The 13,929-nt window shown below is 35.4% G+C and carries 11 protein-coding genes and 1 pseudogene; all 12 read right to left on the bottom strand.

What is annotated here, in order from left to right; all coding sequences use genetic code 11:
* Window positions 1-2 precede the first annotated feature (2 nt).
* The 12 genes and pseudogenes from PYW44_RS02810 to PYW44_RS02755 all read right to left on the bottom strand — a co-directional run bounded on the left by PYW44_RS02810 (window position 3) and on the right by PYW44_RS02755 (window position 13,783).
* Window positions 3-1,037: a sensor histidine kinase gene (locus PYW44_RS02810; RefSeq protein WP_021338510.1), complete on the bottom strand. Its 1,035-nt coding sequence runs from the start codon at window positions 1,035-1,037 to the stop codon at window positions 3-5.
* Between the two features lie 8 nt (window positions 1,038-1,045).
* On the bottom strand, window positions 1,046-1,498 hold the full coding sequence (nreA, locus tag PYW44_RS02805) for a nitrate respiration regulation accessory nitrate sensor NreA (protein ID WP_021338511.1): 453 nt from the start codon (window positions 1,496-1,498) through the stop codon (window positions 1,046-1,048).
* A 14-nt stretch (window positions 1,499-1,512) separates the two neighbouring features.
* Window positions 1,513-2,190 carry a respiratory nitrate reductase subunit gamma gene (narI, locus tag PYW44_RS02800; protein WP_002506807.1) on the bottom strand — a complete coding sequence of 226 codons (678 nt, stop codon included), beginning with the start codon at window positions 2,188-2,190 and terminating at the stop codon, window positions 1,513-1,515.
* On the bottom strand, window positions 2,183-2,758 hold the full coding sequence (gene narJ, locus PYW44_RS02795) for a nitrate reductase molybdenum cofactor assembly chaperone (RefSeq protein WP_021338512.1): 576 nt from the start codon (window positions 2,756-2,758) through the stop codon (window positions 2,183-2,185). Before narJ ends, narI begins: the two co-directional genes overlap by 8 nt.
* Window positions 2,751-4,319, bottom strand: a complete 1,569-nt coding sequence (narH, locus tag PYW44_RS02790) for a nitrate reductase subunit beta (protein ID WP_021338513.1) — start codon at window positions 4,317-4,319, stop codon at window positions 2,751-2,753. Before narH ends, narJ begins: the two co-directional genes overlap by 8 nt.
* Window positions 4,309-7,992 carry a nitrate reductase subunit alpha gene (locus PYW44_RS02785; protein WP_115075955.1) on the bottom strand — a complete coding sequence of 1,228 codons (3,684 nt, stop codon included), beginning with the start codon at window positions 7,990-7,992 and terminating at the stop codon, window positions 4,309-4,311. The genes narH and PYW44_RS02785 overlap by 11 nt, the downstream gene beginning before the upstream one ends.
* A gap of 277 nt (window positions 7,993-8,269) precedes the next feature.
* Window positions 8,270-9,217 carry a uroporphyrinogen-III C-methyltransferase gene (gene cobA / locus PYW44_RS02780; protein ID WP_046465911.1) on the bottom strand — a complete coding sequence of 316 codons (948 nt, stop codon included), beginning with the start codon at window positions 9,215-9,217 and terminating at the stop codon, window positions 8,270-8,272.
* A complete protein-coding gene (gene nirD, locus PYW44_RS02775) occupies window positions 9,208-9,522 on the bottom strand; it encodes a nitrite reductase small subunit NirD (RefSeq protein WP_002506802.1) in 315 nt (104 codons plus the stop codon). The genes cobA and nirD overlap by 10 nt, the downstream gene beginning before the upstream one ends.
* A 2-nt stretch (window positions 9,523-9,524) precedes the next feature.
* Window positions 9,525-11,930, bottom strand: a pseudogene (nirB, locus tag PYW44_RS02770) (nitrite reductase large subunit NirB).
* Window positions 11,923-12,366 (bottom strand): precorrin-2 dehydrogenase/sirohydrochlorin ferrochelatase family protein, encoded by a 444-nt coding sequence (locus PYW44_RS02765; protein WP_102134930.1) that lies wholly within the window; start codon window positions 12,364-12,366, stop codon window positions 11,923-11,925. The pseudogene nirB and the gene PYW44_RS02765 overlap by 8 nt, the downstream one beginning before the upstream one ends.
* Window positions 12,356-13,108: a sirohydrochlorin chelatase gene (locus PYW44_RS02760; RefSeq protein WP_021338517.1), complete on the bottom strand. Its 753-nt coding sequence runs from the start codon at window positions 13,106-13,108 to the stop codon at window positions 12,356-12,358. Before PYW44_RS02760 ends, PYW44_RS02765 begins: the two co-directional genes overlap by 11 nt.
* Before the next feature lie 138 nt (window positions 13,109-13,246).
* On the bottom strand, window positions 13,247-13,783 hold the full coding sequence (locus PYW44_RS02755; protein WP_002506798.1) for a GNAT family N-acetyltransferase: 537 nt from the start codon (window positions 13,781-13,783) through the stop codon (window positions 13,247-13,249).
* Window positions 13,784-13,929 lie beyond the last annotated feature (146 nt).

Below are 13,929 nucleotides of genomic sequence, written 5' to 3'. Positions count from 1 at the left end.
CCTTATATTGGAACTTCTAATGTAACGATAGTACCTCTATCAATCTGTGTATCTATACTTACTTCTGCATTAACGAGTTCTGCGCGTTCATTCATACCATAAAGTCCTAACCCGGTACCTTGTGGTTGATCTGTTTTAATAAAGCCTTTGCCTCTATCTATAATTTCTGCAATTAATTTATAGTCGTTTACATGCAAATCAATATCAACAGTATCTACACCAGCATATTTTATTGCGTTAAACAATGCCTCTTGAACAACACGATATACGACTGTTTCAATCTCACTATCAAAGCGATGTGAAGCTAGATTAGAGTGATATTCTATGCGTATGCCATAATTGGCTTCAACTTGTTTGAAATAGGTTTTAAATGCTGCATCTAAACCTAGATCATCCAAGGATGACGGCCGCAATTCAACAGATAAATTACGAATATCATCTATCAATTTGGACATTAATCCTTCTATTCGCTTAGAATTATCTACCAAAGTTTGCATTTCTCTATGGTATTTCAGCAGCCGTAATTCCACATCGATGTTTAACATTTCTTGTACGAGACTGTCATGCAATTCACGTGATATTCTTTTTCTTTCATTTTCTTGTGCAGATATCGTTTTTTGCATCATTTTTCGCTGATACATCTTGTCATGACGCTCTATTTGAGGTGAAACATTTTGTAATGTAAATGCTTTAATATCTTTTGTTTCATCAATAGTTTGATATGTCGCTGTAAAAGGTTCAACTTTACCACGCGTCGTTTTCATAAATACTTGAAAACTTGTATTTCCAACTGAATCAGCTTCTAAAAAGCAATTTGTACATGATTGTAAATCATATTCATTTGTATACCCATCACAGCGACTACATATCGTATTAGTCATTTCTTGGTAGTCATTATCCGGTGAAATAATATCATGCGCTGCTTTATTCATCGCTATCACTTGACCATATTTATCAACAAATACTATTTTTTCAGTTGTATTATTAAAATATTGAACTAACAATTGGTCTATATTTTCCACTTGATTCGTTTTCATAAAATCACCTAGTCTTCTTCATTAAAAACACCCAATTTATTTACGATTGAAATAGAGTGACATGTTTGAGGTAGTGGTCTATTATTTCTTTGACCTAATAATAGCACACCATAAACGTAATTTTCATACCATAATGGTATTGCCATCACTGCTGTTAGCCGTTCACATAATATTATTGGATATTTGTGTTTTTCGCTCGGTAAGAGAAATTGATTGATATCTTCTATCACCATTCGCTTACCTGTTTTCATCACATTTCCTGCAATCCCTTTACCTATTCTAAGCACAATAAGTTTATAGCGAGAATTGGTACTTCCAGATACATAATTCCATTTTATCGGTGACAATTGGTTTTCATCTTTGTAAAATGCCAATCCTGCAAAATCAAAACCTTCTTCAATACGTAGCGTGTCTAAAACGGCTTGATAATTCACTTGTTCATTAAAAGATAATAGGCTCAATCTTTCGCCTCCATTCACACTTTATGCTTTCGATAAATAATGTAACTACGGCTCACATAAGTTAGTGGTACACTCCACACATGAACTAATCTAGTAAACGGCCAAAAAGCCATAATCACAAATCCTAGAAGTATATGCATCTTAAACGCGAGTGGTACATGCGTCATTAATGTAGCATCAGGTGAAAACATAAATAGTTGTCTAAACCATATTGAAATTGTCTCTCTATAATCAAATGTTGGTATCGTTGCATTTGTTACTAAAGTAGCATAGCAGCCCATAAAAACAATAATTAGAAGTAAAAAATTCACAATAATATCTGAGGCAGAACTCAATTTTCTAATGTTCTTTTTAGTTACACGGCGTGCGGTTAGCAACAACATACCTATCATAGTTATTATACCAAATATACTCCCAATATACACTGCTCCTATATGATACAAGTGATCATTAACACCGACTGCTGATAACCAAGATGCAGGTATAACTAAGCCTACAAAATGCCCCATAGCTACGGGAATTATGCCTAAATGGAACATGAGACTGCCCCATTTCAATTGTTTCTTTTCAATAAATTCACTAGATTTAGCAGTCCATGAAAATTTATCAAATTTATATCGTGCGATGTGCCCAATTAAAAAAATAGCTACGCAAAGATAAGGTACAATCACCCATAGAAATTGATTAAACATTTGTCTTCACCTCTGATACAGGTTCGATGCACGCTTTCAAAGTAGCTCTTAATCCTTTGATTAAGTAATAATATGGGCTATCTTTTTCTTTTAATTGTTGTGCCATCGCATAAGTACCATCTTCAATAATCATGATGATAAATTCAATATTTCCTTGTGCGCGTGAATCATTTTGCCATTGTGCGACATATAAAAACTCTAGCATTAAAGGTAAATAATCTGGCAATTCATTGGCTGCCATTTCCAATCCAAACATCTCATATAATACTTTTAATTTAGCGAGTAACTGTCCACGTTCCTTTTGTGTATCAAATTTATTATAAGTCATATAAAGTGGTGCCTTTTTATTAAAATCAAATGTGTCTGAATACAATTGTTTAATTTCTAACAGGCTGAGTTCATGCAACTTTTCACGATAAATTAATAAATCATCAAACGCTGGATGTCCCAAATCAATAACTTCTTCAAATGTTTTCGGATGAAATGTCAATTTTTCAGGAAATTCCAACTGTTGAGCTAAGTAACCAAAAGTTTCTTGATAATAATAATACTGCGTTAGATTAATCACGGAAAATCCCTCCATAGAAATTTTCGTTGTATATCTCTTGTCCTGATTTTTCAGATGCTGTACCCACAGGAACACCACATCCTTCACAATTAGAACCGAAGTATTCTCCACCATAACCTTGGCTACCTTGAGCACGATACGTATCTATATAGTCTTCTTTATGAGATGTTGGAATTACAAAGCGATCCTCATATTTCGCTATAGCTAACAAACGATACATATCTTTTGTTTGGCGTTCAGTTAATCCAAGTCTTGATAATTTATCAGTATCAAATGGTTTGTTTGTCACTTCTGCACGCATATAACTTCTCATAATTGCCATACGTTGTAACGCTATTTTAATTGATTCTGTATCTCCAGCAGTAAATAAATTTGCTAAATATTGAATTGGTAATCTCATTTCTTCAATTGCTGGGAATATCATATCAGGATTTCTATTTGCATCTGTTGCCGTTTGTCCTTCAAAATAACTCATAATTGGACTCAATGGTGGACAATACCAAACCATTGGCATAGTGCGATATTCAGGATGCAATGGAAACGCAAGTTTATATTCAATAGCGAGTTTGTAAACTGGTGAATTTTGAGCTGCCTCAATCCATTCCATTGAAACACCATCTTTTTGTGCTTGTTCAATCACTGATTCATCATATGGATTTAAGAATAAATCGAGTTGTTTTTCATATAAATCTTGTTCTTTTTCTGCACTAGCCGCTTCTTCAACTCTGTCGGCATCGTATAGTAAAACACCTAAATATCTCATACGACCAGTACACGTTTCAGAACATACTGTAGGCGTGCCTGCTTCAATACGTGGGAAACAAAATGTACACTTCTCTGCTTTATTGGTTTTCCAGTTAAAATAAACTTTTTTATATGGGCAACCTGTCATACAATATCTCCAACCACGACAAGCCTCTTGATCGACTAGCACAATACCATCTTCGTCTCGTTTATACATTGCACCAGAAGGACATGAAGCAACACAACTCGGGTTCAAACAATGCTCGCATAATCTTGGTAGATACATCATAAAGGTTTCATCGAATTTAAATTTAATATCTTCTTCAATACGTTGAATATTAGGGTCTTCTGGTCCAGTAACGTGCCCCCCTGCTAAATCATCTTCCCAGTTAGGTCCCCAATTCAAATCTAATTTCTCACCTGATATTAGAGAATGTGCTTTAGCGACTGGCGAATGATTACCTGCTTTAGCTGTCGTAAGGTGTTCATAATTATAAGTCCACGGCTCATAGTAATCTTTAATCACTGGCATATCAGGATTATAAAATATTTTCCCTAATGCTATTTTTGACCATTTACTACCAGATTTAAGTTCTAGTTTTCCTTTTTTATTTAAGTACCATCCACCTTTATACTGTTCTTGGTCTTCCCATCTTTTGGGGTAGCCAATACCTGGCTTAGTTTCTACATTGTTAAACCACATATATTCAGCTCCGGGTCGGTTTGTCCATGTACTCTTACAAGTGACACTACAAGTATGACAACCTATACATTTATCTAAGTTTAATACCATTGCGATCTGTGCTTTAATCTTCAAGCCAGTCAACCTCCTTCAGTTTTCTAACAGCTACATAAACATCTCTTTGATTTCCAATAGGACCATAATAATTAAAGTGATAACTGATTTGTGCATAACCACCTACAAGTTGTGTTGGCTTTAAATGTATTCGTGTTGGTGCATTATGAGAACCACCTCTTGTTTCTGTAATTTCAGAACCTGGAGTTTCAATATGCTTATCTTGAGCGTGATACATAAACATCGTTCCTCTTGGCATACGGTGTGACACAACTGCTCGAGCAGTTACTACTCCGTTTCTGTTGTAAACTTCTAACCATTGATTGTCTGCAATATCATGTGCTTTTGCATCCTCTTTTGAAATCCAAACCGTTGGACCACCTCTAAACAGTGTCAACATATGTTGGTTGTCTTGATAAGTAGAATGGATATTCCATTTACCATGTGGGGTTAAGTAGCGTAATACGAGTGTTTGATCATCCATCGAGACATGCTTATCCCTTGTCCCAAATACCATTGGCGGTAAAGTTGGTTTATAGACAGGTAAGTTTTCTCCAAATTGTTGGAATATTTCATGATCAATATAATAACTTTGACGTCCTGTTAATGTTCTAAATGGTACTAAACGTTCAATATTTGTTGTAAAAGGTGAATAACGCTGTCCATTTTTATTTGAACCAGGAAACACTGCAGTTGGAATAACTTCTCTTGGTTGGGCCGTCATATTTAAAAACGTTATTTTTTCTGATGCACGTTCACTAGAAATATCTTTTAATGGCATGCCTGTTTGTTGTTCTAAATCTTCATAAGATTTTTGTGATAATTTGCCATTTGTAGCTGAAGATAAATTCAATACAGCATCTGCTGCACGTCTTGCAGTATCTATTCTAGGTCTACCGTTTCTCACTGAATCTTCTTTGTCATCATTCCAAGTACCGACCATATGTTTCAGCTCTTCATATTGTTCTGACACTGTAAAACTCACACCATGAGCACCCACTTTAGCTTTTTCTAATAAAGGCCCGAGTGTGACATATTTATCAAATATTTTTGTATAATCTCTATCAACAACTGTGAAGCTTGGCATTGTCTTACCAGGAATAGCTTCTACTTCACCTTTAGTCCAGTCTTTTACAATACCGTTCACATTCGATATTTCTTGTTGCGTATCATGAGCTAAAGGTGTAGTTACGACATCTTTGTATACGCCTGTAAGGTGTTTTTTCGCATTTTCTGACACTTCTTTACTTAACGATTTGAAAATATCCCAATCTGAACGTGATTCCCATAAAGGATCAATCGCCGGATTAAATGGATGTACAAAAGGATGCATATCCGTAGATGATAAGTCATGCTTCTCATACCATGTCGCAGCTGGCAAGACAATGTCTGAGTAAAGTGGTGTCGAAGTCATTCTAAAATCTAGTGACACAAGTAAATCTAACTTGCCTTCAGTGTCATCTCTCCATTGAATCTCTTCTGGTTTCACTTCTTCATTCGGTTCTGCCAATAGTCCAGACTTTGCACCGAGTAAATGTTTCATAAAATACTCTTGCCCTTTCGCAGAACTAGATATTAAATTAGAACGCCAGAGGAATAACGTTTTAGGATGATTCTTTTTCAAATCAGGATCTTCAATCGCAAACTCTGTATCTCTCGATTTCACAGAATCTACTGCACGTTTTAAAATCGCTTCATTATTAAATTCATTTGCCTCTCTTGCTGCTTCACCAAATGACAAACTATTTTTATTAAATTGTGGATACGAAGGCAACCAACCTAATCTGGCTGCTAGCACATTATAATCTGCTGGATGTTGGTGCTTAATATTCTCAGCTAATGGGGATTTTATACTATCCACATTAGATTCTTCATATTTCCACTGATCTGTCGCAAAATAGAACCAACTCGTGCCATTTTGTAATCTTGGTGGTCCTTGCCAATCTTTGGCGAATGCAAGTGTATTCCACCCTTCAATGGGTCTACATTTTTCTTGGCCAACATAATGCGCCCATCCGCCACCATTCACACCCTGACAGCCACATAGTAATACTAAATTCAAGATAGAACGGTATATCGTATCTGAGTTAAACCAATGGTTAATACCTGCACCCATAATGATCATCGATTTACCCTTTGTATCAATTGCATTTTGCGCAAATTCACGTGCCACTTGCGTAACCACATCTTGTTTCACACCTGTCACTTTTTCTTGCCATGCAGGTGTATAATATGAATTTGCATCTTTATAGTCCTTCGCTTCTAATTCATGATTAAATCTTTTTATGCCATATTGACTTGTCATTAAATCATAAACTGTCGTTATATATTGTTCTTTTCCATTTGCTAGAGTAATTTTTTTAACCGCAATTGGTCGTTCAAAAATACCATTGCCCTCATTATTGAAATATGGAAATTGTATTTTTTCTAATTCAAAATGATCTTCTGCAAGACTCAGTGCCGGGTCAATTTTACTACCGTCTTCATTTTCTAATTTTAAATTCCATTGTTTATCTTTTTCCCAACGTTGTCCCATTGTGCCATTTGGAACCGTTAAGTTCTGGGTGATTTTATCAAAAATGACAGGCTTCCATTCACTATGCTCTACTGTTTCGCCTAAGTCATTTGCTCTTAAGAAACGACCTGCTTTAAAACCATTTTCATCTTTATCTAACATGATAATAAATGGCATATCCGTATATTGTTTTGAATAATTTATAAAATGCGCATTGGGTTGATTAACGTAATGTTCTTGCAGTATGACATGCGTCATCGCTTGGGCAAGTGCTGCATCAGAACCAGGATGTGGTGCTAACCAATTGTCTGCAAATTTCACATTCTCTGCATAATCAGGTGCAATTGACACCACTTTCGTTCCTTTATATCGAACTTCAGTCATAAAGTGTGCGTCTGGGGTACGAGTCATCGGTACATTAGAACCCCACATCATAATGTAAGATGCGTTATACCAATCACTTGATTCAGGCACGTCGGTTTGTTCACCCCAAATTTGAGGTGAAGCAGGTGGTAAATCTGCATACCAATCATAAAAACTCAGCATTTCTCCACCAAGTAAACTCACAAATCGTGCACCAGAAGCATAACTCAACATAGACATAGCAGGTATCGGGGTAAAACCAGCTATTCTATCTGGACCAAATTTTTTGATAGTATAAATAATTTGAGCAGATATGAGTTTCCCTACGTCTTTCCAATTCGTTCTCACTAATCCACCTTTGCCTCGTGCTTGTTTATATAATTTTGCTTTTTCCTCATCTTCTACGATAGATGCCCAAGCTTCTATCGTATTATTATCATGAGTTTCTAGGGCTTCTACCCAAAGTTCCCACAACTTTTTACGGATATATGGATACCGAATTCTTAAAGGACTATATTCATACCAAGAAAATGAAGCACCACGTGGGCAACCTCTAGGTTCAAATTCAGGCATATCAGGCCCACAACTTGGATAGTCTGTTTGTTGATTTTCCCATGTAATCACACCATTTTTAACAAATACTTTCCATGAGCAAGAACCTGTGCAATTCACACCATGAGTCGTTCTAACTACTTTGTCATGACTCCATCTTTCTCTATACATTTTCTCCCATTCCCGACTCTTACTTTCTAAGACCGACCAGTCACCATTAAATTTTTCTGTCGGCTTAAAAAAGCTTAATCCAAATTTTTTCATTGAAAACACCCTCTCAGATCATTGCCAGTAAAATTTTTAAAGTAGGATTCTATGGTTCACTTCATTCACTGCTTAACTAAATTGTACATTTTTTCACAAATTTCAAATATTAGGGAATCACCTAATAAGCGGTGGAAATACCCTTAGTTTTTAAGTACACACTCATGAGCAAAAGTAATTTAATGTCCTATAAATATAAAAAAGATGATCTCTATTCACTACAATAGAAATCATCTTTTTTATACTTTGGGGTTATCAATTATCTTCTGAAATCATCTTATTTTATATCCTTAGAGTGAATTTTCTCATCAAAATGCTGCATTAATTGTTGTTCTATAAACAACTGTTGGCTGTGATGAAGTTCATGCTTTTCATCAGGGTTAATTAAGCACCATCCACCGTTTTCATAGATATCAAATGCTTGCTCAATTGCCTGTAAACGGGGTCCAGAAATTAAATGTTTCTTACTAGTACATTTTTTCAAGGTGCTTTTAATATTTTCATAAGCTGCCATATCACCTACAATCACTATGCCAGGTGATATTTGTTCTAAATCATCAGAAACCTGCTCCGCAATTGTAGTTACCGTACCTATGATGTGTTTTTCATTAAAAGAAGAAACATTAAATATGAGCAATACTGGATAATCTACTTGTATAGTCTGATATATATCATTCATAATTTCACTCAACCGCTTCACACCCATATAAATAGCTAACGTCCCCCCGTTTATAAGTGCTGTAACATCAACTTGCTGCTGACTATTTTTATTCAGATGCCCTGTCGTAAAAGTGACACTTTGGGCGACATTACGAATTGTTAATCCTAAACCTACTGAGGCCACAGCAGCACTCGCTGTTGTAATACCTGGTACAACTTCAAAATCAATACCGGCTTGTGACAATGTAACAACCTCTTCATGGACTCTACCAAAAATTGCAGGATCCCCACCCTTTAATCTAACAACACATTTATGGTGCTTTGCAGCTGAAATTAATTTTTCATTTATAACTTTTTGTTGAATATGCTTACGGTATGCTTCCTTACCCACATTTATTATTTCAATTTCTGGTCTTACTAATTGTAAAATGAACGGATTGACTAATCTGTCATACAAAATGATATCTGCACTTCGAATAAGACGCTCGGCCTTTCTTGTTAATAATTCAGGCTGCCCAGGTCCAGCACCTACGAGATATACCTTGCCATAAGTGTTTAATGGCATATATATACAGCTCCATTATGAATTTCTACATCGTAAACATCCACACATCCAGTATCTGGTGACTGAACGAGTCCCGTTTTCAAATCTATTTTTTGATCATGCAAAGGACAATATACAAATTCACCGCTTACCGTACCTTCTGAAAGTGGTCCCTGTTTATGAGGACATACATTATGAACTGCGTGTATTTCACCTGATTCTGTTAAAAATAAACCAATTTCGATATCGTTTATGATTACCTTTTTGCCAACTAAAGGAACAAGCTCATCGACCGTTGCTACTTTTATTTTTTCTAATGCTTTCATAATTAAACTTTCTCCACTTCAAATATTTTTTGTGCTACTTCATTATTTATAATGTGTGACCATGGTTCAGCTTCTATAGCTTTTTTCGCTTCCAAAATACGATTGAACAAATCGTCTTGTCTTTCTTGATTTAATAAAACTGCTTTAACTTTTTCAAAACCTAATCGCTGTATCCACGGTGCAGTACGTTCTGCATAAATACCAGTCTCTCTGTAATATTGCATCATCGCACCACATAATTTAATGACCTCATCTTCTGTTTCAACGGTAGTTAAATGTAAACCCTTTGTTACGTCCGTACCGCCATTGCCCCCAATATAAATTTGAAAGCCATTTTCAACGCTGATAACACCAAAGTCTTTAACACCAGATTCTACACAGCTTCTTGGACAACCAGAGACACCCATTTTAAACTTATGTGGCGTGTCGATGTGTTCGAATGTCTTTTCTAAACGAATACCTAATTGCGTAGTATATTGCGTACCAAATCGGCAAAATTCCTTACCTACACAACTTTTAACTGAGCGTGTCTTTTTCGCATATGCTGAAGCTGAACGCATACCTAAATCTGACCATATTTGTGGTAGTAATTCTTTTTTAACACCATACAACCCTATACGTTGAGAACCTGTCACTTTCACTAATGGCACATCCTATTTTTTAGCAACTTCTCCTAACCGAATTAACTGATCTGCATTCGTAACACCACCGCGCATTTGGGGAATCACAGAAAATGTACCGTCATTTTGAATGTTGGCATGATAGCGTTCATTTGCAAAACGTGACTCAATTTCATCATTATGCTCAAATGGATAAACCATATTCAAATAATAATTAATAGCTGGTCTACACTTTGGACAACCCGACTTATCATTAAAATTGAGTGCATAGCGTACTTCCTTAGACGTTTTCAATCCTTTTGCTCTTATCTGAGTAACAATTTGATCACGCGTGAGCTCAGTACATGCACATATACCAGATGGTTTAGAAGCAACAAAATCATCACCTAATGTATACTCTAAAATCTGACCAATTTGCCCTTTACACTTACCACATGAATTGCCAGCTTTTGTTTCTTTTGTGACTGCTTCTACACTAGTAAGACCATGCTCATTAATTGCACTCACAATCTTTCCTTTGCTGACACCATTGCATCCACAAACTGTCTCATCATCTGACATGTCGGCAATACTTATTTCACTCGTTTCTCCGCCTTTATGCATAAGTGAAACCATCGTGTAATCCTCTAATGGTTCTTGTTTTTTCATCATATTAAAAAATCTTGGACCATCATCAATATCTCCATATAAGACTGCTCCGACAATACTTTCATCTTTTAGAAACACTTTCTTATAATGTTTATTAACACTGTCAAAAACCTCTACACCTTGGATATCTATATCTTCTTTAATTTGACCAGCACTATATAAATCACAACCCGAAACTTTTAAAGAAGTAAATGTTGTGGAACCTCTATAGCCTTCTGTTTCTCGACCGGTTAAATGGTCTGCCAATACTTTACCCTGCTCATATAATGGCGCAACTAATCCATATACTTTACCATTGTGTTCTGCACATTCACCAACTGCAAAAATAGCTTCATCACTCGTTTGCATATAATCATTAACGACAATGCCTCTATTCACTTTTAAGCCACTTGACTGCGCAACTTGTGTATACGGTCGAATACCAACTGCCATGACCACTAAATCTGCTGCTAATGTTGTACCATCCGCTAACAAAACACCGGTAACATCTTCTTGTCCAAGTATTTCTTGTGTACTTGCCTGCAATTTAAAGTGCATTCCTTGTGCTTCTAAATCTGCTTTCAACATATCTGCAGCCTTTTTATCTAATTGCATTTCCATAAGCCATTCAGCAAGATGTACCACAGTAACTTCCATACCTTGATCCATTAATCCACGTGCACATTCTAATCCCAGCAAACCACCGCCGATTACGATAGCACGCTGCTTTGTTTTAGCAATTTCAATCATACGCTCAGTGTCTTCAATCGTTCTCCAACCTATTACACTCGATAAAGATGCACCTGGTATAGGTAATACAAAGGCACTCGAACCAGTAGCAAATATACAAATATCATAATTACATCTAAGGCCATCAGCTGTAATCACTTGTTTAAGTTCTCGATTAACCTCTACTACTGGATCATTTGTAATAAGCTGAATATCATTGTCTTTATACCACTCAAATGGATTCATAATGGTCTCATCCACTGTCATCTTTTTCTGCAATATATTTGATAACATAATTCGATTGTAATTTGGATATGGTTCCTTACCTATAATCGTTATGTTATATTGCTGTGCATCACGTTCTAATATTTCTTCAATCGTGCGTATGCCCGCCATGCCATTACCAATCATTACTAACTGCTTTTTAGACATTGTCTTCCTCCTCATACTCTTCATTTAAAAATGCTTGTACCGCTTTTGATAGTTGTTTCACTCCGCTACGATTTGTACCATTTGATCTAAAATGAATACTTATGTCTTTGTATTTTATTTCGCACATGTTGTAAAAATCAGATTGCGCTTTATCACCTATATGGTTAACAAGTTGATAACGCTTAGCATCTTGCTTAATTAGATGATTAACATCTTCGTCATCTGTTGCAGCAAAAATAATATCCGCATATTTAATATCTTCGCTGTCATAGCACTTCGTAAACAACTTCATTTTAGGATATTCAATTTCAAAAAATTCCGGTAAAAATTTTTTGCTTATAATAACTAGCGACTGTATGTCTTCCTTAATAAGCTGTTGTACTTTTCTGTACGCAACTTTACCTGCGCCAATCACTACAACACGCTTATCTGACAAGTTGAGTTGAATTGGATACACATTCAAACACCTCTAATTGTTTAATTCTTTCTGTAATCATCGTTGAGAGCAAAGGGTCAAAATTAATAGCTGCTGTATAATGTATATTACAACCATCATTCATTTGTGCTATATGATGTTTTGCTTTGTTTACCAAAAAGCCGTCATAGAAAAATATGGGTACAATCAATATGTCTGTATTATTTTTTAAATAGTGCAGTAAGTTAAAGCGATAATTGTAGTCACCATATAATGTCATCATAGAAATAGGTATTTCAAACACGTCACAGTCTTGAGTTAACTGCCATAAAGCAATATCAGGATGACGATAACGTTCGCTGCCATGAGCCATTAAAATAATGTGCTGTATTTTAGGATGACTTTTAACTTTATATAAAATTTTCTGTTTAACTAGCGTTGTCATTAATTTATGTGTGCCAAGTGGCTCAGCAATTTTATATTTAATATGTGGATATTTATTCTCATAAAGTTTTAAAATCATAGGAATATCTTCTAAATAATGCTTTGCTGGAAAAAGTAAAAGTGGAATGATATTAAAACTTTTAGTACCCTGTTGAATACGTGTGTCTAGTACTTGTTCAAGACTTTGATTTTTACTTTCTAAGAAAGCAATATGATAATCACGTACGTTACGACTTACCAATTGCTCCAAAAAATGATGAAGTAATTCATTTTGTTTCCCTTTATTCATGCCATGAACAACAAGTATAAAATCAGTCATATGATCCCCCCTTTTCTTTACACTTGCATTGTAATATAAATTCAGTTGCTTTTGTGAATTAAATCACATGAAAGTTTAAAAATAGGGAATCCCCTTATTCAATCACTAATGGGATTCCCTATGCATTTATTCAATTTATTAGAATGGTGGCGTACCTAGTACTTCTTCGTCAAAACTTTCCGGTATTAGTACTTTTCTCATGATAACTCCCAAATCTCCATCGTTACTCTCGTGCTCACCGTATATTTCATAACCACGTTTTTTATAAATATCTAGTAGCCAAGGGTGTAAACGTGCAGATGTACCAAGCGTCACTGCTGGTGCTTTAAGCGTGTCTCTTAAATAAGTCTCCTCAACATATTTTAACAATTTACTTCCAATACCTTTACCATCATATGACGGCTTCGTAGCGAACCACCAAACAAATGGATATATTGAGATACGACGTTTTCCTTCCCAAGGATAACGCACCGTAAGCGTTGAAATTATTTCATGATCATCTTCTAGTACAAACATCGTACTTGTTTTAATATTCTTTTTAACTAATTCAACATTCGCATTAACTGATGGCCAATCTATACCTAATTCCCTTAACGGAGTAAAAGATTCATACATCAATTTTTGTAATGCCTCCGCGTCAGATTCCACAGCAACTCTTATATTATATTCAGACATTTTGTCACTCCTTCTCATTTATAGCTTATTCATTCATGGATAACATCCCTAAAAAAATCATAAACCATTTACAATCATATCAATACAATATGGCTTCTTAATTATTGAGTCAATTATTATGTTTTAAAAACTAAAAAAAGCACAAT

The sequence above is a fragment of the Staphylococcus equorum genome (assembly GCF_029024965.1).
In the GTDB taxonomy this organism is placed as follows: Bacteria; Bacillota; Bacilli; order Staphylococcales; family Staphylococcaceae; genus Staphylococcus; species Staphylococcus equorum.
The sequence above is the reverse complement of the archived record's forward strand: the minus strand, read 5'-3'. Positions and strand labels throughout refer to the sequence as shown.

Coding starts and splice junctions, on each gene's coding strand:
- cobA (WP_046465911.1), bottom strand. CDS start 9,217: ATGCCATTAAACACTTATGGCAAGGTATATCTCGTAGGTGCTGGACCT.
- PYW44_RS02755 (WP_002506798.1), bottom strand. CDS start 13,783: ATGTCTGAATATAATATAAGAGTTGCTGTGGAATCTGACGCGGAGGCA.
- PYW44_RS02760 (WP_021338517.1), bottom strand. CDS start 13,108: ATGACTGATTTTATACTTGTTGTTCATGGCATGAATAAAGGGAAACAA.
- narI (WP_002506807.1), bottom strand. CDS start 2,190: ATGTTTAATCAATTTCTATGGGTGATTGTACCTTATCTTTGCGTAGCT.
- PYW44_RS02810 (WP_021338510.1), bottom strand. CDS start 1,037: ATGAAAACGAATCAAGTGGAAAATATAGACCAATTGTTAGTTCAATAT.
- nirD (WP_002506802.1), bottom strand. CDS start 9,522: ATGAAAGCATTAGAAAAAATAAAAGTAGCAACGGTCGATGAGCTTGTT.
- PYW44_RS02785 (WP_115075955.1), bottom strand. CDS start 7,992: ATGAAAAAATTTGGATTAAGCTTTTTTAAGCCGACAGAAAAATTTAAT.